Below are 16,862 nucleotides of genomic sequence, written 5' to 3' on the forward strand. Positions count from 1 at the left end.
AGAGGCCGATTCCTTGGATGAGGGGTGGTACCGATAGGTTTTCGATGTACCAGACCGTCAAGGAAAGGGTGATCCGTTGAGCCGCTCGGTTCTCGTCACCGGAGGAAACCGGGGCATCGGCCTCGCCATCGCCCGCACCTTCGCCGACAACGGCGACAAGGTGGCCGTCACCTACCGCTCGGGGGAGCCGCCGCAGGAGCTCACGGACGCGGGCGTCCTCGCGGTCCGGTGCGACATCACCGACACCGAACAGGTGGAGCAGGCCTACAAGGAGATCGAGGAGAAGCACGGTCCCGTGGAGGTTCTGGTGGCCAACGCCGGTATCACCAAGGACCAGTTGCTGATGCGCATGTCCGAGGACGACTTCACGTCCGTGGTCGACACCAACCTCACCGGCACCTTCCGCATCGTCAAGCGGGCCAACCGCGCGATGCTGCGCGCGAAGAAGGGCCGTGTCGTCCTGATCTCCTCCGTCGTCGGCCTGCTGGGGTCGGCCGGACAGGCCAACTACGCGGCGTCCAAGGCGGGCCTGGTCGGCTTCGCCCGGTCGCTGGCCCGTGAGCTCGGCTCGCGGAACATCACGTTCAACGTCGTCTCGCCCGGGTTCGTCGACACCGACATGACCCAGGTGCTCACCGACGAGCAGCGCAAGGGCATCGTGTCGCAGGTGCCGCTCGGCCGCTACGCGCAGCCCGCCGAGATCGCCGCCGCGGTGCGCTTCCTCGCGTCCGACGACGCGTCTTACATCACTGGAGCCGTCATTCCCGTTGACGGCGGATTGGGCATGGGTCACTGATCACCATGAGCGGAATTCTCGACGGCAAGCGCATCCTCGTCACGGGTGTGCTGATGGAGTCCTCCATCGCTTTCCACACCGCGAAGGTGGCCCAGGAGCAGGGCGCCGAGGTCATCCTGACGGCCTTCCCCCGGCCGACGCTGACCCAGCGGATCGCCAAGAAGCTCCCGAAGCCCGTCAAGGTCCTCGAGCTCGACGTCACCGACAACGAGCACCTGGACCGGCTCGCCGGCCTGGTCAAGGACGAGCTCGGTTCGCTGGACGGCGTCGTGCACTCCATCGGCTTCGCGCCGCAGGACGCGCTCGGCGGCAACTTCCTGAACACCCCCTTCGAGTCGGTCGCCACCGCGATGCACGTCTCGGCGTTCTCGCTGAAGTCGCTCGCGATGGCCTGCAAGCCGCTGATGGGCGACGGCGGCTCGATCGTCGGCCTCACCTTCGACGCGCAGTTCGCCTGGCCGCAGTACGACTGGATGGGCCCGGCCAAGGCGGCCCTGGAGGCCACCTCCCGCTACCTCGCGCGTGACCTGGGCAAGGACGGCCTGCGCTGCAACCTGGTCTCCGCCGGGCCGCTCGGCTCCATGGCCGCCAAGTCCATCCCGGGCTTCACCGGCCTCGCCGACGTCTGGAACCACCGCTCGCCGCTCGAGTGGGACATGGACGACCCCGAGCCGGCCGGCCGCGCCATCGTCGCGCTGCTCTCGGACTTCTTCCCGAAGACCACGGGCGAGATCATCCACGTCGACGGCGGCGTGCACATGATCGGCGCCTGACCCGCCACGGCTGACGGACGGCCGCGTACCCCTCGCCGGGGTGCGCGGCCGTCGTGCGTGGCTGAGGGAGCCCCCGGCGCTCAAGTCGAAAAGATGGCCGTTCCACCGCAGAATGTGGTGGAAGCGGACTTTTGGTCAGGCTGTGGGGAGGAGATCGCTGTGCGCTCCACACGTCGCCGAACCTGGGCCCTGCTCGCAGCGGCGGCCGTCGTCGCGGGGCTCCTCGCCCCGGTCGCCGTGAGCGCGGCCAACCGGGCGGGAAGCGGAGCGGCAGCGCCGCACGTGCCGGATCCGGAGCCCTCGGGCGCCGAATGCCGTACGTCGGTCGAGGGATCCCGGGTGGTCGCCTACTGCCACAATCCGTATCCCACCACCGATCACGTCCGGCTCCACACCGAGTGCGCGCGCTGGTGGGACGTCGACGCCGACGGTGCCGCGGTCGCCGTGCGGCCGGGCCGCACGGTCAGGATCGAGGACCGCTGCTGGAAAGAGGTCGAATCGGCCTGGGTCAGCCACTCGGCGGCCTCGTGAGCGGCCGGCCCCTCAGACCCGCTCGCGCAGGCAGTCAAGGGCGTGCGCGGCGGCCTCGGCGGCGGCCGTCTCCGCGTCGCCCGCGCGAATCGCCTCGACCAGGCGTGCGTGGTCCATGAGCTCCGTGGGCCCGAGCTTCGAGCCCACGTCGTCGCGCAGGTAGTCGCGGAGCAGATCGTTCAGGTCGGCGTAGAGCTCGGTCAGTACGTCGTTGTGCGAGGCGGCCACCACGGCGAGGTGCAGGGTCGCGTCCGCCGCCACGAATGCCTCCGCGTCCCCCGACCCCCAGGCCTCCTCGCGCCGCGCCATCAGCAGGTCCAGCTGCCGCAGGTCCCGGTCCGTGCGGCGCAGGGCGGCGAGCCTGGCCGCCGATGACTCCAGCGTGGAGCGCAGCTCGCCGACATGGCGGGGGTCGGCGTCCGCGAACCGGCGCTGCATCACCCCGGCCAGCTCACTGGTCGCCACCACATACGTGCCGGAGCCCTGACGGATGTCCAGCAGCCCGTTGTGCGCCAGGGCGCGCACCGCCTCGCGCACCGTGTTACGGGCGACCCCGAGCTGTTCGACGAGCTCGGGCTCGGTGGGGATCCGGGAGCCCACGGGCCATTCACCCGTGGTGATCTGGTTTCTCAGCTGGGCAATCACCTGGTCGGCGAGAGCCGAACGCCGTGTCGACGTCAGCGCCATGGTGCTCCTTGCTCCGGGGGTGGACAGCAAATCATCCCATGATTCTATGATGGGTCTCATGCGTCATGACGAGTCCCCGACCCTGAGCCCGCCCGCCGCCCCCGGCACGCCCACCTCCGGCAGCCCCACGCCCGGACCCTCACCCTGGGTGCTGCGGATCCTCACCGTCGGCCTGGTGCTCGCCGCGCTCAACCTCCGCCCCGCCATCACCAGCCTCGGCCCCCTCCTCGAAGAGGTCAGGGACAGCCTGCACATGAGCGGCAGCGTCGCCGGTGTCCTCACCTCGGTGCCGCCGCTCTGCTTCGCGGTGTTCGGCTTCATGGCGCCGCGGCTCGCCCGCCGGTTCGGGCCCAGTGCCGTCGTCTGCGCGGGCATGGTGGCCATCGCCGCAGGCCTGCTGCTGCGCCCCTTCGTGGGCGGCACCGCGGGGTTCCTGGCCGCCAGCGCACTCGCCCTGATGGGCATCGCCGTCAGCAACGTCCTGATGCCCGTCATCGTCAAGCGCTGGTTCCCCGACCGGGTCGGCACCATGACGGGTCTCTACTCGATGGCCCTCGCCCTCGGCACCGCTCTCGCCGCCGCCCTCACCGTGCCCCTGACGGACGCGCTGGGCGGCAGCTGGAAGACCGGTCTTGCCGTCTGGGCGACTCTTGCCGCCGTCGCGATCCTGCCCTGGCTGCCCTTCGTGAAGGACCGCAAAAACGCCTCGGGACCGGCCGCGGCAGCCCCGGCCCCCGTGCTCCGCATCACCCGCAGCCGTACGTCCTGGGCGCTCGCCTGCTTCTTCGGGCTCCAGGCGACGGCCGCGTACATCACGATGGGCTGGATGCCGCAGATCTTCCGTGACGCGGGTATCCCGGCGGGCACCGCGGGCGTCCTGCTCGCCGTGACCATGGCCATGGGCGTCCCCCTCGCCTTCGTCATCCCCCGGGTCGCCACCCGGCTGCGTACCCAGGGCCCGATCGTCCTCGTCCTCAGCGGCTGCGGCCTCATCGGCTACGGGGGGCTCTACCTCGCCCCGGCCGGCGGCGCCTGGCTCTGGGCGCTGCTGCTCGGCATCGCCAACTGCGCCTTCCCGCTCGCCCTCACCATGATCGGGATGCGTGCGGGGACCGGCGCGGGCATCGTCAGGCTCTCCGCCTTCGCCCAGTCCACCGGCTATCTGCTCTCCATCCCGGGTCCGCTGCTCGTCGGCGTGCTCTACCAGCACAGCGGCGGCTGGGGCCTGCCGCTCACCCTCATGGCGGCCCTCCTCGTGCCGCAGACGGTCGCGGGAGTGCTCGCGGGACGGGACCGGAAGATCGAGGACGAATGCTGAGATGCGAGACTGGGCGCATGCCAGTGCTCGATCCGAATCCTCAGAACGGCCAGAAGAAGCTTCTCCTCGTCCTCGGGACGATGCTTCTCATCTCCGTGATCATCGGTGTGATCGCCACGATCGCCTCACCCTGACCCTGCGGTCGCCCCGCCCGGGGTGGGGCCAGCCCCCCTGTCCCCTAGGGGGTCAGGTTCAGGGTCGAGTGGGTGGGTCACCGGATGGGACCGCCGCCGCCCGGCCCGTAGGTTTTCGGTAACACAGCCGAGGACCCACGGAGGCGGACATGTCGGCCCCTACGCACACCCAGACCCGCCGTGCCACGGACGCCGTGGACGTCCGGCTGCCGTGGTGGGCCGTCGCGCTGCCCGGCCTCGCCTTCGCCGCGCTCCTCCTGCTGATCATGGACCCGGGCCAGGCGCACGCCGCGGCCGGGGGCTCCTCGATCGGGGGCTCGGCGATCGTGCAGCTGCTCGGGCACATCCTGGGTCTGATGCCCGCCTGACCGGCCCCGTACACCCCCCGGCGCCCGGCAATCGCTCCCGGTGGACGAGCACGTCAACACCCTGCGCCCGCCCGCACATTTCGTGCGAAGCTGAGGTGTATGAGCGTCGATACACCTCGCAGGATCGTCCTTCTCAGGCATGCAAAGGCGGAATGGTCGCAGCAGTCCGACCATGAGCGGCCACTGGCGGAACGGGGCAGGAAGGACGCCCCCGTCGCCGGCCGCAAGCTGGCCGATTCAGGAACCGTCTTCGACCTGGCCCTGTGTTCGACCGCGGCCAGGACCCGCGAGACCTGGAAGCTGGCGGTCCATGAATTCGCGCAGCGCCCCAGGACCGTGTACGAGGAGAGGCTGTACGAGGCCTCCCTCGGCGAACTGATCGCCCTGTTCGGTGAGACCCCCGACGATGTGCGCAATCTGCTGGTCATCGGCCACAACCCCGGCATGCACGGTGCCGCGGACGCCCTCTCGGGCGGGGCCGACGGCGATACGCTCGCCCGTATGACCAGGGACGGCTTCCCGACGGCCGCCTACGCGGTCATCGAGTTCTCCGGCCCGTGGAAGAGCCTGGAACACGGCGTGGGAAAGCTCGTCGACTACTGGACGCCGAACGACTGACCGACGGCACACGCGACGGCAGGCGTACGAAGGGGCGCCGGCACACCTGGTGTGTGCCGGCGCCCCTCGCGTCGTGCGGGGCCGGGCCCGGTCAGTCCACCACCACGCCGTCGGCGGTCTCGACCTCTTCGCGGGTGATCCCGAGCAGATACAGCACGGTGTCGAGGAACGGCACGTTCACCGCCGTGTGGGCGGCCCGGCGTACCACCGGCTTGGCGTTGAAGGCGACCCCCAGACCGGCGGTGTTCAGCATGTCCAGATCGTTCGCGCCGTCACCGATCGCCACCGTCTGCTCCAGCGGCACCCCCGCCTGCTCGGCGAAGCTGCGCAGCAACCGTGCCTTGCCCGCCCGGTCCACGATGTCGCCCACGACCCGGCCGGTGAGCCTGCCGTCGACGATCTCCAGCGTGTTGGCGGAGGCGAAGTCGAGCCCGAGTCGCTCCCTGAGGTCGTCCGTGACCTGGGTGAAGCCTCCCGAGACCACGCCCACCTGGTAGCCCAGCCGCTTCAGTGTCCTGATCAGGGTGCGGGCGCCGGGTGTCAGCCGGACCTCGGCCCGCACCTTGTCCACCACCGACACATCGAGCCCGGCCAGCAGCCGCACCCGCGCGTGCAGGGACTGCTCGAAGTCCAGCTCGCCGCGCATCGCCCGCTCGGTCACCGAGGCGACCTCGGCCTCACAGCCCGCATGGGCCGCGAAGAGCTCGATGACCTCGTCCTGGATGAGCGTGGAATCCACATCCATGACGACCAGCCGCTGCGCACGGCGGCTCAGCCCGGCCGACATGACGGCGATGTCGACACCGATGTCGGCGGCCTCCGTCGCCAGCGCGGTCCGCAGGTCCTCCGTCGCGGTGCCGGACACCGCGAACTCGACGGCGGTCACGGGGTACTTCGCCAGGCGGAAGATGCGGTCGATGTTGCCGCCGGTGGAGGTGATCCTGGCCGCTATGGCCGCCGTCGACTCCGCGGTCAGCGGCTGCCCCAGCACGGTCACATGGGACCGGCCGTAGCCCCGGGGGCGGTTGTCGCCCGTGCCCGAGATGATCTCCGCCTGGAGCTTCAGCGACTCCGCCCAGCTGTGCACGGTCGCCCGGAGGTCGCCCTCGGCCGTGCCGCCGGGCTCGGGCGAGGTCACCAGGGCGCACAGGACGATGCGGCCACGGGTGACGACCTGCTCGATGTCCACGACATCGACCGCCCAGGCGGCCAGGGTGTCGAAAAGCCCGGCCGTGATGCCCGGCCGGTCCTTCCCGAAGATCTTGACGAGAAGCGTGGGGGCGTCCGTGCCCCGAGGAGACTCGGGAAGCTCAGGAGACCGGGGTGACCGAGATGGCTGAGGTGCGCTCATGGTGATCCCACCGTATAGGTCCACGGGACGAGGTCCGAAGCCGTCCCGAGTGACGGACAGCCGCCGTTCGGGTCCCGAAGGAGCGGCAGGTCCGATGGACGGGCGTCCCGGATTCGGTAAACGGACGCCTCGGATCCTGCGAACGGAGGCCTCGGATCCTGCGAACTGGCGCCTCGGATGAACACCCACGACCCATTTGTCCCGAGTCGCCGGAGGCAATGCCGAGCCTCCGCGCCGTCTTCACGCCGCCCGGCTTTCCGTTACGGGACAGCTCCTGGAATAGTTCCCCACGATGTTCAGCATCCCTAGGCTCCCTGCGACGGGGGCGACACGGGGGACAACTAGTGGGGCGCGGAGTGCCGGAACTCGTACTGGAATTGAATGGCAGGACCTGGGCGCTCGATCCGTCCAGGCCGTACACCCTCGGACGTGATCCGCAGGGCGATGTGATGATCGACGACGCCAGGGTGTCGTGGCGGCATGCCACGATCAGCTGGAACGGCCGTGCCTGGTCCATCGAGGACCACGGCAGCACGAACGGCACCTATGTGCAGGGCCGGCGTATCCAGCAGATGGAGATCGCCCCGGGGACCTCGGTCCACCTGGGCAACGCCACCGACGGCCCGCGCCTGAATCTCACCGCCGCGGCGGCGGGCGCCGCGGTCCATGGCGGGAACGCGGCGGGCGTACCGCAGGCGTCCGCGCCCCCGGTGCGGCAGCATGCCCCGGCCCAGCAGCAGCCGCCTCAGCAGCAGGCCCCGGCCGGCTGGTCCGGCGGTCAGGCCCAGCAGCAGGGCGCCTGGCAGCAGCAGCCTCCGGTCCCGCACCAGCAGGGCCACGCGGGCCCGCCCGGTGCGGGCGGGCAGGGGGGTGCCGGGACGCCGCCGGCGTACGGCGACCGCAGTCCGACGACGTTCCACCAGCTGGACCTCGGCCGGGTCATGCGTATCGGTCGTGCGCTGGAGAACGAGCTGGTCGTCTCCGACCTCCAGGTCTCGCGCCTGCACGCCGAGTTCCGGGCGACGCCCGACGGCCGCTTCGAGATCCGTGACCTCGGATCGCACAACGGCACCTATGTCAACGGCCAGCCGCTCAGCAAGTCCGGCTCCGCGCTCATCGGCCCGAACGACACCGTCGGTGTCGGTCACTCGACCTTCCGGCTGGTCGGGGACCGGCTGGAAGAGTTCGTCGACACCGGTGAGGTCTCGTTCTCGGCCCGTCACCTCACCGTCACGGTCGACGGCGGGAAGAACATCCTCAAGGACGTCTCGTTCGGCGTCCCCGAGAAGTCCCTCATCGCCGTCATCGGCCCCTCGGGCTCCGGCAAGTCCACCCTGCTCAAGGCGCTCACCGGCTACCGGCCCGCCAACCAGGGTGACGTCCTCTACGACAACCGGAACCTGTACAAGCAGTTCGCCGAGCTGAGGCAGCGCATCGGTCTGGTCCCGCAGGACGACATCCTGCACAAGGAACTCACGGTCACCAAGGCGCTCAGCTACGCCGCCAAGCTCCGCTTCCCCTCGGACACCACCGAGGCCGAGCGCACCGCCCGGATCCATGAGGTACTCGCCGAGCTCAAGCTCGACATCCACAAGGACAAGAAGGTCACCTCGCTCTCCGGCGGCCAGCGCAAGCGTGTGTCGGTCGCCCTGGAGCTGCTGACCAAGCCGTCGCTGATCTTCCTGGACGAGCCGACCTCCGGCCTCGACCCGGGCATGGACCGCGACGTCATGCAGCTGCTGCGTGGTCTCGCCGACGACGGCCGTACGGTCCTGGTGGTCACGCACTCCGTGGCCGAGCTGGCCATCTGCGACAAGCTCCTGGTGATGGCGCCCGGCGGGTCCGTCGCCTACTTCGGTCCGCCCGAGGAGGCGCTGAACTTCTTCGGCTACACCTCCTGGGCCGATGTCTTCTCCGCGTTCGAGAACTACCGCGACTACGACTGGGCGGGACGCTGGCGCGGCTCGCAGCACTACCAGATGTACGCCGCGGACATCGACGCCGTCGCCGCGCAGCCCGTGCACATGCCTCCGCCGCAGCAGATCCGGCCCCCGAAGCCGCAGGGCTGGACGGCGCAGCTGCTGACGCTGATGCGCCGGTACATCTCGGTGATCGCGTCCGACAAGGGCTTCCTCGCCCTGATGGTGATCCTGCCGGCTGTGCTCGGCATCGTCAGCGTGGTCATCCCCGCCGAGTTCGGGCTGGCGGAGCCCGATCCGCCGTCCCGCTTCAACGGCAAGGCCGGGACGATCATGCTGATCCTCGCGGTCGGCATGTGCTTCGCCGCCGCGGCCAACTCCGTACGAGAGCTGATCAAGGAACGGGTGATCTACGAGCGGGAACGGGCCACCGGGCTCTCCCGTTCCGCCTATCTGCTGTCCAAGGTGATCGTCCTCGGTGTGATCACCGCCTTCCAGGGCGTGATCATCTGCGGGATCGGCTTCTCCACCCGCGATCTGCCGGAGGAGGGGCTGTTCATGTCCCCCGCCGTGGAGATCTGCCTGTCGATCATCGTGCTCGGGTTCGTCTCGATGATGTTCGGCCTGATGATCTCCGCGCTGGTGAAGACCGCCGAGAAGACCATGCCGCTGCTCGTCATGTTCGCGATCGTCCAGGTCGTCTTCACCGGTGTGCTCTTCCAGGTCTACGGATCGCCGGGCCTGGAGCAGTTCGCCTGGCTGATGCCCTCGCGCTGGGCGGTGGCCGCAGCCGGTACGACGCTCGACCTGGCCCACCTCATGCCGCCGTGGGACCCCAAGAAGCCGACCGACCTGGACCCGCTCTGGGAGCACTCGGCCGGACAGTGGGGCGTCAACATCACGGTGATGCTCGTGATGAGCGCCGTGCTCTTCTTCGCGGTCTCGCGGATGCTGCGGCGCCACGAGCCCGAGGTGATGCGCAAGTGACGCCCGCAGGGCCGTGACGCCCGCCGGGCCGTAATGCCCGCCGGGTCCGCTCCGGACCTGGAAACGCCCGAGGGCGGCACCCCGCGGGGTGCCGCCCTTCGGCATGTGCCGGCCGGTCACGCGACGCTGCGGACCGGCAGGTCGGCTGCTATGCCAGGCCTTGCTCGGTGCGTGGCTCAGTAGGCGCTGTCGACGTTGTCGATCGAGCCGTACTTGTCAGCGGCGTAGTTGGCGGCCGCGGTGATGTTGGCGACCGGGTCGTACTGGTCCTTCTTGGTGCCCTTGACGTGGTAGAAGTCGAAGGTCGGCTTGATGACCTGCAGCAGACCCTTCGAGGGGACGCCGTTGATCGCGTTGATGTCCCAGTTGTTGATGGCACGGGGGTTACCGCTGGACTCACGGATGATGTTGCGGTGCAGGCCCTCGTACGTACCGGGGATCTTCTTGTCCTTCATGATCGCCAGGGACTCGCGGATCCAGCCGTCCAGGTTGTTGGCGTAGACCGGCTTGCGGTCGGCCGCACGGCTGGCCTTCTTGGCGGAACGCTTCTTCGCGTCGGCCTTGGCCTTCGCGGCGGCCTTCGCCTTGGCGGCGGCCTTCTTCTTCTCGGCGGAGTCCTTGCTCTTGGCCGCGTCAGCGGCCTTCATCAGCTGCTCGGCCGTCGAGTTCTTCTCTATGGTGCTGGACTGGACGCTCTTCGCCTTCGAGCCGGTGTAGGCGACCGGCGCCGCGGCCGATGAGGCCTGCGGCTCGGCCTTGGCCGAAGCGTCGTGGGGGATGAGCGAGAAGGAGACAGCGGCGGCGGCCAGGGTCGAGACCCCCGCGACGGAGAGCTTCTGCGCCTTGTTCAGACGACGGCTACGGCTGGAGATTCGGGACACGGACATACAGTCGTACCTCTTCGAATTGCAGGGGGTCCTCGGCGAGGACGCAGACGGAAGAAGCCGGGGCATCTCCGTCGGGGACAGATGCAATTCTTAGCGCCAGCAAAATGGCCTGGCAAAGGTGTGACGTACGAAGCTGTGTAGTGGACCGGGGTCTCGTTCATGCCTCCTTGTCCGGTTTGAACCCCGGCAAGTTGCCCGTTTTGCTCAAACTATCCGTCTTCGTAAGTGACGTGGGTCCTATGCCTGGGCTCACACGGGGACCCCTTCGCACTCACAAAAAGTTGCTTCAGTAATGCGGAGCGTAAGCGACTTTTCGGGCGGGACGCCTATGCGGCGGGGGGCAGTAGAAGGTGGGCGTCCCCGAACTCGTGCCAGAGATACCGGTGGGCCAGCGCCTGGGCGTACCCGCGCCGCAGAGCCTCCCGCCCCGCGACCGCCTCCAGCATCAGCAGATGGGAGGCCGCCGGCTCGTGCAGCCCGGTCAGCAGCCCGTCCACCACCCGCACACCCCGCTGCGGCGTCACCACCAGATCCGTCCAGCCCGCCGCCGCCCGCACCACCGCGTCCTCACCCGCCGCCGACTCCAGGGCCCGCACCGCCGTCGTCCCCACGGCGATCACCCTGCCCCCACCGGCCCGAGCGGCGTTGACCAGCCACGCCGTCGTGCGCGGCACCTCGAACCGCTCCGGGTAGGGCGGCTCGTGCACCTCCGCCGATGCCACCCCCGTATGCAGCGTCAGCGGTGCGAACTGCACCCCGCGGCTCACCAGCGCCGCCACCAGCCCCGCCGTGAAGGGGCGTGCCGCACTCGGCATCTCCGCCGAACCGCTCCCGTCGGGCGACGGCACGGCGAACACCGTCCGGTACGCCGACAGCGGCTGGTCCCGCTCCGTGTACGCGTACCGGATCGGCCGCCCGTACCTGCTCAGCAGGCCGGGCACGTCCCGTGGCACCCGCGCCCACCAGAGCCTGGCCCCCTCGCGCGGCCCGAGCGGCTCCTCCAGGACCAGCACCCCGCCGCCCGGGAGCCGTACCGCCGCTCCCGCCGGGCCGCCGGGACGCGGCCGGGTGGTCCCGTCGCCGTCCGGCCCGCGCAGCTCCACCGCCCACCGCCCGTCCTCACCCCGGGTCGAGAAGTGCACGACGACCGGCTCGCCGCCGATGCGCCCGTTCACCGCGGCCGCCAGCGTCATCGACGTATTGACCACCAGCACGTCCCCGGCCCGCAGCTCACCCGGCAGCTCACCGAACCGCCGGTGCGTGACCGCGCCGCCCCGCGAGACCAGCAGCCGTACGTCGTCACGCCCCGCGCCCCGCTGCTCGGCCGGCACCCGAGCCGAGAGCTCCTCGGGCACCCGCAGGGAGTCGAGCGCCGTCACCGCTCCGCCCGCCGGTCCGTGTCCAGCAGTGCGGAGGCCGTGTACCTGCCACCCGCGGGGCGCAGCTCCAGCAGCCGGACGAAGGCGGGCGCCACGCTCGTGGGGTGCGGCCGGGGATCGCTGTCGTCCGGCACCGCCGCCGTATAGAGGTCCGTCCCCATGTCACCGGGGTCCACCGCCCACACCCGCAGCCCCGGCTCCTCCTCGCCGAGCACCGCGCTCAGCTGGTCGAGCGCGGCCTTCGACGCCCCGTAACCACCCCACGTCCCGTACGGCTCGGTGGCCGCGTCCGAACTCACCGTGATCACCGCCCCGGCCGCCGAGGCCCGCAGCAGCGGCAGCGCCTCCTGCACGAGCCCGAGCGCCGCCACCACATTCGTCTCCAGCGCCTGCCGCAGCCCCTCCAGCGGCAGCGCATCGAGCCGCACCAGCGGCTCGGCACCCAGCGCGCTCGCATTGCTCACCAGTACGTCGAGACCGCCCAGCTCCCCGGCCGCCGCGACCAGGGCCGCACGGTGCGCCGGGTCCGTGACGTCCCCGGCCACGGCCACCACCCGCGTCCCGTGCCGGCCGCCCAGCTCCGCCGCCGTCTCCCGGAGCGCCCCGGCCGACCTGGCGCCCAGCACCAGATCCCAGCCCCGTTCCGCCAGAGCCGCGCCGAGCGCGCGCCCCAGCCCCTTCGATCCACCCGTGATCACCGCGACCGGCATGACAGCCATCCCCTCGATCCTCGTGGACTTCCGACGCCATCAACGTAGGAACCCGGTGAGGCCCGCCGCCTCGTCCATCGGCCGCAGCCGCCGACAGCACTTGGAACTAGGTCCTTTCGTTTGGATCAGGCCGGATCAGGGAGCGGGGTCTGGTGCCGTGCATCGCAAGGCGGAGGAAGGCGACAGGGCGGAGCCCTGGCAACTGACGACAACGCCGCGAGGTGCGGCACCAGACCCCGCGAGCCCGGCCTGATCCAAACGAAAGGACCTAGGTCCCGGGCCCCGGATGACGGAGGTCCACAGCCCGATACGGCGGCCGTATCCCCGCCGGTACGGTGAGCACATGAGTCATCGCCCGCCCTCCGGCCTCGCCGCGGTCAGTGCCGCACTGCTCGCCATGAGCAGGCACCTGGAGATGCGTGACGTCCTCAAGACGATCGTCGCCTCGGCCCGCGAACTGCTGGACGCCGAGTACGCCGCCCTCGGTGTGCCGGACGACCACGGGGGCTTCGCCCAGTTCGTCGTCGACGGGGTCAGCGACGACCAGTGGAAGGCCATCGGACCGCTGCCGCGTCAGCACGGCATCCTCGCGGCGATGCTCCAGGAGGCGAAGCCCCAGCGGCTCGCCGACGTCCGCGAGGACCCACGCTTCGAGGGGTGGCCCGACGCCCACCCCGACATGTCCGACTTCCTCGGCCTGCCCATCCAGGACGGCGACGAGACCATCGGCGCGCTCTTCCTCGCCAACAAGCGCTGCCCCAGGCCGACGGGCGGCTGCAACTTCACCGAGGAGGACGAGGAACTCCTCGGGATCCTCGCCCAGCACGCGGCGATCGCCCTCACCAACGCCCGGCTCTACGAACGCAGCCGCGAGCTGACGATCGCCGAGGAGCGCTCACGGCTGGCCCATGAGCTGCACGACGCCGTCAGCCAGAAACTCTTCTCGCTCCGCCTCACCGCCCAGGCCGCCGCCGCCCTCGTCGACCGCGACCCGGCGCGCGCCAAGGGCGAGCTCCAGCAGGTCGCGGCCCTGGCCGGGGAGGCCGTGGACGAGCTGCGCGCGGCCGTCGTCGAGCTGCGCCCCGCCGCCCTGGACGAGGACGGCCTGGTCGCCACGCTCCGCACCCAGATCCAGGTCCTCGACCGCGCCCACGCCGCGCGGGTCACCTTCGAGAGCGCCGGCGTGCGCGCCCTGCCCTCCGCCCAGGAGGAGGCGATGCTCCGGGTCGCCCAGGAAGCCCTGCACAACGCCCTGCGTCACTCGGGCGCCGGGCAGGTCACCGTCACGCTCGTCCGGCGCGCCTCGGACACCGTGCTGCGGATCACCGACGACGGCCGCGGCTTCGACACCCACGCGGTCCGGCGCGCCGGGCGCCATCTGGGCCTCGTCTCCATGCGGCACAGGGCCGCCGGGGTCGGTGGCCGGCTCACCGTCGCCTCGGAGCCAGGCCGGGGCACCACGATCCGGATGGAGGTCCCCTGTGGCTGACAAGATCATCAAGGTGCTGCTGGTCGACGACCATCAGGTGGTCCGCAGGGGACTGCGTACGTTCCTGGAGGTCCAGGACGACATCGAGGTCGTCGGGGAGGCGTCGGACGGTGCCGAGGGCGTCGCCAGGACCGAGGAGCTGCGGCCCGACGTGGTCCTGATGGACATCAAGATGCCGGGCACGGACGGTATCGAGGCGCTCCGCAGGCTCAGGGAGCTGGAGAGCCCGGCCAAGGTGCTGATCGTCACCAGCTTCACCGAGCAGCGCACGGTCGTGCCCGCCCTGCGGGCGGGGGCATCGGGCTATGTGTACAAGGACGTCGACCCGGACGCCCTGGCCGGTGCCATCCGCTCGGTCCACGCGGGCCATGTCCTGCTCCAGCCCGAGGTCGCGGGCGCGCTGCTGGCCCAGGACGACACGGGCAACGGCACGGGGCGGGGGAGCACCCTGACCGAGCGGGAGCGTGAGGTGCTCGGACTGATCGCCGACGGCCGGTCCAACCGGGAGATCGCCCGCGCGCTGGTCCTCTCGGAGAAGACGGTGAAGACGCACGTCTCGAACATCCTGATGAAGCTCGATCTCTCGGACAGGACCCAGGCCGCGCTGTGGGCGGTCCGGCACGGAGCGGCGGGCTGACGGGAAGCGCTCCCGTCAGCTGCGGCCGAACAAGCGGACGGTTCCACTCCAGTCCGAGATTCATACTGTCGGGTGGATGTCACCCGGACGGCGCATCCTTCGCGCCGTGACGGCGTTCTCCATGTGTGCTGCGGCGGTCGGCCGCAGCGATGCGAGGAGGATCCTGAAGTGAAGAACCTGAAGAAGGCCGCAGCCGTCACCATGATCGCGGGCGGAATCATCGCCGCCGGTGCCGGAGCCGCCTCCGCCACGGACCACGGCGGCGCCGGGGCCCACGGCACGGCCGTCGGCTCCCCGGGCGTGGTCTCGGGCAACGTCGTCCAGGTCCCGGTGCACGTCCCGGTCAACGTGGTCGGCAACACGGTCAACGTCGTGGGCCTGCTCAACCCGGCCTTCGGCAACCTCGGCCTGAACGGCTGACCGACGCCTCGCACCCCGCCGCCGGGAGGGCTCGCCCGAGCCCGCCCGGCGGTCGGGGGACGCTCGTATCGGTCCCACCGGCGAGGTCCCCGTCACGCCCCCTCCTACCGCGCCTGCTCCTCCACATACGCGTTGTACGCCGCGACCTGCGCCCGCCGCGCCACCCGCTCCACCGGCCGCAGCGCCTCACCCCGGGCCGCGATCTCGGACGCGCTCACCGCCCCGCCGTGCCCGTTCTCATGGGCCACCGCCACCAGCAGCCCCACACGCTGGGCCAGTTCGAGCACCCGGACCGCCCGCGGCGGATAGCCGGGCGCCAGCACCTCACGCCCCCGCTCCGCGCGCGCCCGGTAGGCGTCCACCGCGGCCTCCGCGACCGGCCCCGACCCCGCGACATCCAGCCGCGACAGCACCGCGGTCGCATCCCGCAACGCCTCGGCCAGCTCCCGCTCCGCCTCGCTCAGCGACGGCACATCGGCCGGCGGCGCCTCCCGTACGGCCAGGCAGCGCCAGACCACCTCGACATGCAGATCACCGGCGGGCCCCACCTCGCTCACCTCCGGTACGAGGCCGTACGCCGCCCCGGACATGACCACGGCCTCCTCCGCCTCCAACGCCCTGGCGTTGAAGTCCGGCGGACCGCTGAGCCCCAGCGGATGCCCGGGCACCGGGAGCGCGACCCGGAACCCGGTCGCGCCGAGCCTCCTCAGCCGGCCGAGCGCCAGCGTGAGCCCGACGGGCCCCGCCTCACCCGGCAGCCCGTCCACGCGGTGCACCGCGTCGTCGCCGACGATCGCGAGCGCCACGTCGTCCGGCGACACAAGTCCTGCCAAAAGCGCGTTTCCCCATGCGGCAAGCCGCCCTGAGCGTGGTTCCGAAAGCATGGGAACAGCCTAGGGAACAGCCCCAGGGCCTGAGCACTCCTCGGGTGGCGTAGGTTTTCCCTGGGAGCTGTGCCCCACAGGCACGCGACGATCTCGACACTGCATGGGGAGACAACGCGCCATGAGCGATGTACTGGAGCTGGTGGACGTATCCGTGGTCCGCGACGGACGCGCTCTGGTGGACGACGTCTCCTGGTCGGTCAAGGAGGGGGAGCGCTGGGTCATCCTCGGCCCCAACGGCGCCGGCAAGACCACCCTCCTCAACATCGCCTCCAGCTACCTCTTCCCCAGCTCCGGCACGGCCAAGATCCTCGGTGAGCGGCTCGGCGGGGTCGGCACCGACGTCTTCGAGCTCCGTCCCCGTATCGGCATCGCCGGGGTGGCCATGGCCGAAAAGCTCCCCAAGCGCCAGACCGTGCTCCAGACGGTGCTCACCGCCGCGTACGGCATGACCGCCACCTGGCACGAGGACTACGAGGCCGTCGACGAGGAGCGCGCCCGCGCCTTCCTCGACCGTCTCGGCATGACCGATTACCTCGAACGCAAGTTCGGCACGCTCTCCGAGGGCGAGCGCAAGCGCACCCTGATCGCCCGCGCCATGATGACCGACCCCGAGCTGCTCCTCCTCGACGAGCCGGCCGCCGGACTCGACCTCGGGGGCCGCGAGGACCTGGTCCGCAGGCTCGGCAGGCTGGCCCGTGACCCGTACGCCCCCTCCATGGTCATGGTCACCCACCATGTCGAGGAGATCGCGCCCGGCTTCACCCACGTCCTGATGATCCGTCAGGGCAAGGTGCTGGCCGCCGGCCCCATGGAGACCGAGCTCAGCTCCCGGAACCTCTCCCTCTGCTTCGGTCTGCCACTCGTCGTCGAGCACCACGGCGACCGCTACACCGCCCACGGACTGCCCCTCGGGCAGTAGTCGCACCACAGCCAACCTCCCCTGCGCCCTGTCGGGGAGGGTGCCCGCGGTC

The 16,862-nt window shown here is 70.7% G+C and carries 18 protein-coding genes; 12 read left to right on the forward strand and 6 right to left on the reverse strand.

Annotation, left to right across the window (positions count from 1 at the left end; translation table 11 throughout):
• Positions 1-76: 76 nt before the first annotated feature.
• The 3 genes from fabG (at position 77) to OG623_RS28035 (ending at position 2,100) form a co-directional block, all read left to right on the forward strand.
• A complete protein-coding gene (fabG, locus tag OG623_RS28025; RefSeq protein WP_406150242.1) occupies positions 77-796 on the forward strand; it encodes a 3-oxoacyl-[acyl-carrier-protein] reductase in 720 nt (239 codons plus the stop codon).
• Positions 797-801: 5 nt separating this feature from the next.
• The gene (gene fabI, locus OG623_RS28030; RefSeq protein ID WP_406150243.1) at positions 802-1,569 is read left to right on the forward strand and encodes an enoyl-ACP reductase FabI; all 768 of its coding nucleotides are present in this window, start codon (positions 802-804) and stop codon (positions 1,567-1,569) included.
• A gap of 159 nt (positions 1,570-1,728) precedes the next feature.
• Positions 1,729-2,100: a hypothetical protein gene (locus tag OG623_RS28035; RefSeq protein ID WP_406150244.1), complete on the forward strand. Its 372-nt coding sequence runs from the start codon at positions 1,729-1,731 to the stop codon at positions 2,098-2,100.
• A gap of 12 nt (positions 2,101-2,112) precedes the next feature.
• Here the strand turns inward: OG623_RS28035 and OG623_RS28040 are convergent, their stop codons facing one another.
• A complete protein-coding gene (locus tag OG623_RS28040) occupies positions 2,113-2,787 on the reverse strand; it encodes a FadR/GntR family transcriptional regulator (protein WP_406150246.1) in 675 nt (224 codons plus the stop codon).
• Between the two features lie 58 nt (positions 2,788-2,845).
• Between OG623_RS28040 and OG623_RS28045 the strand changes: the two genes are divergently transcribed.
• The 4 genes from OG623_RS28045 to OG623_RS28060 all read left to right on the forward strand — a co-directional run bounded on the left by OG623_RS28045 (position 2,846) and on the right by OG623_RS28060 (position 5,225).
• A complete protein-coding gene (locus tag OG623_RS28045) occupies positions 2,846-4,105 on the forward strand; it encodes a CynX/NimT family MFS transporter (protein ID WP_406150247.1) in 1,260 nt (419 codons plus the stop codon).
• A gap of 17 nt (positions 4,106-4,122) precedes the next feature.
• Positions 4,123-4,239, forward strand: coding sequence for an SGM_5486 family transporter-associated protein (locus tag OG623_RS28050; protein ID WP_362887559.1), 117 nt, complete (start codon positions 4,123-4,125; stop codon positions 4,237-4,239).
• 149 nt (positions 4,240-4,388) lie between these two features.
• Entirely contained in the window at positions 4,389-4,607 is a 219-nt protein-coding gene (locus tag OG623_RS28055; RefSeq protein WP_406150248.1) for a hypothetical protein, read from the forward strand.
• A gap of 99 nt (positions 4,608-4,706) precedes the next feature.
• Positions 4,707-5,225 (forward strand): SixA phosphatase family protein, encoded by a 519-nt coding sequence (locus OG623_RS28060; protein ID WP_406150250.1) that lies wholly within the window; start codon positions 4,707-4,709, stop codon positions 5,223-5,225.
• Between the two features lie 91 nt (positions 5,226-5,316).
• On the opposite strand, the gene serB is transcribed toward OG623_RS28060, so the two are convergent.
• A complete protein-coding gene (gene serB / locus OG623_RS28065) occupies positions 5,317-6,576 on the reverse strand; it encodes a phosphoserine phosphatase SerB (protein ID WP_406150251.1) in 1,260 nt (419 codons plus the stop codon).
• A gap of 344 nt (positions 6,577-6,920) precedes the next feature.
• Here serB and OG623_RS28070 point away from each other — a divergent pair, with 344 nt between their 5' ends.
• Positions 6,921-9,482 (forward strand): FHA domain-containing protein, encoded by a 2,562-nt coding sequence (locus OG623_RS28070; RefSeq protein WP_406150253.1) that lies wholly within the window; start codon positions 6,921-6,923, stop codon positions 9,480-9,482.
• 176 nt (positions 9,483-9,658) lie between these two features.
• On the opposite strand, the gene OG623_RS28075 is transcribed toward OG623_RS28070, so the two are convergent.
• From OG623_RS28075 to OG623_RS28085, 3 genes are all read right to left on the reverse strand, one after another.
• Positions 9,659-10,369, reverse strand: coding sequence for a transglycosylase SLT domain-containing protein (locus OG623_RS28075; protein WP_406150254.1), 711 nt, complete (start codon positions 10,367-10,369; stop codon positions 9,659-9,661).
• A 326-nt stretch (positions 10,370-10,695) separates the two neighbouring features.
• The gene (locus OG623_RS28080; protein WP_406150255.1) at positions 10,696-11,748 is read right to left on the reverse strand and encodes an S-adenosylmethionine:tRNA ribosyltransferase-isomerase; all 1,053 of its coding nucleotides are present in this window, start codon (positions 11,746-11,748) and stop codon (positions 10,696-10,698) included.
• Positions 11,745-12,458, reverse strand: coding sequence for an SDR family NAD(P)-dependent oxidoreductase (locus OG623_RS28085; RefSeq protein ID WP_406152025.1), 714 nt, complete (start codon positions 12,456-12,458; stop codon positions 11,745-11,747). The genes OG623_RS28080 and OG623_RS28085 overlap by 4 nt, the downstream gene beginning before the upstream one ends.
• Before the next feature lie 343 nt (positions 12,459-12,801).
• Here OG623_RS28085 and OG623_RS28090 point away from each other — a divergent pair, with 343 nt between their 5' ends.
• The 3 genes from OG623_RS28090 (at position 12,802) to OG623_RS28100 (ending at position 15,004) form a co-directional block, all read left to right on the forward strand.
• Positions 12,802-13,947, forward strand: coding sequence for a GAF domain-containing sensor histidine kinase (locus OG623_RS28090; RefSeq protein ID WP_406150257.1), 1,146 nt, complete (start codon positions 12,802-12,804; stop codon positions 13,945-13,947).
• Positions 13,940-14,584 carry a response regulator gene (locus OG623_RS28095; RefSeq protein ID WP_406150258.1) on the forward strand — a complete coding sequence of 215 codons (645 nt, stop codon included), beginning with the start codon at positions 13,940-13,942 and terminating at the stop codon, positions 14,582-14,584. The genes OG623_RS28090 and OG623_RS28095 overlap by 8 nt, the downstream gene beginning before the upstream one ends.
• A 168-nt stretch (positions 14,585-14,752) precedes the next feature.
• Complete coding sequence (locus OG623_RS28100) at positions 14,753-15,004, forward strand: chaplin family protein (RefSeq protein ID WP_406150260.1); 252 nt, start codon at positions 14,753-14,755, stop codon at positions 15,002-15,004.
• 104 nt (positions 15,005-15,108) lie between these two features.
• Here OG623_RS28100 and OG623_RS28105 read toward each other — a convergent pair whose 3' ends face one another.
• Positions 15,109-15,888: a hypothetical protein gene (locus OG623_RS28105; RefSeq protein WP_406150261.1), complete on the reverse strand. Its 780-nt coding sequence runs from the start codon at positions 15,886-15,888 to the stop codon at positions 15,109-15,111.
• A gap of 121 nt (positions 15,889-16,009) precedes the next feature.
• Between OG623_RS28105 and OG623_RS28110 the strand changes: the two genes are divergently transcribed.
• Positions 16,010-16,810 (forward strand): ABC transporter ATP-binding protein, encoded by an 801-nt coding sequence (locus OG623_RS28110; protein WP_406150262.1) that lies wholly within the window; start codon positions 16,010-16,012, stop codon positions 16,808-16,810.
• Positions 16,811-16,862: the final 52 nt, after the last annotated feature.

Source organism: Streptomyces sp. NBC_01012, from assembly GCF_045162755.1.
Taxonomy (GTDB): domain Bacteria; phylum Actinomycetota; class Actinomycetes; order Streptomycetales; family Streptomycetaceae; genus Streptomyces.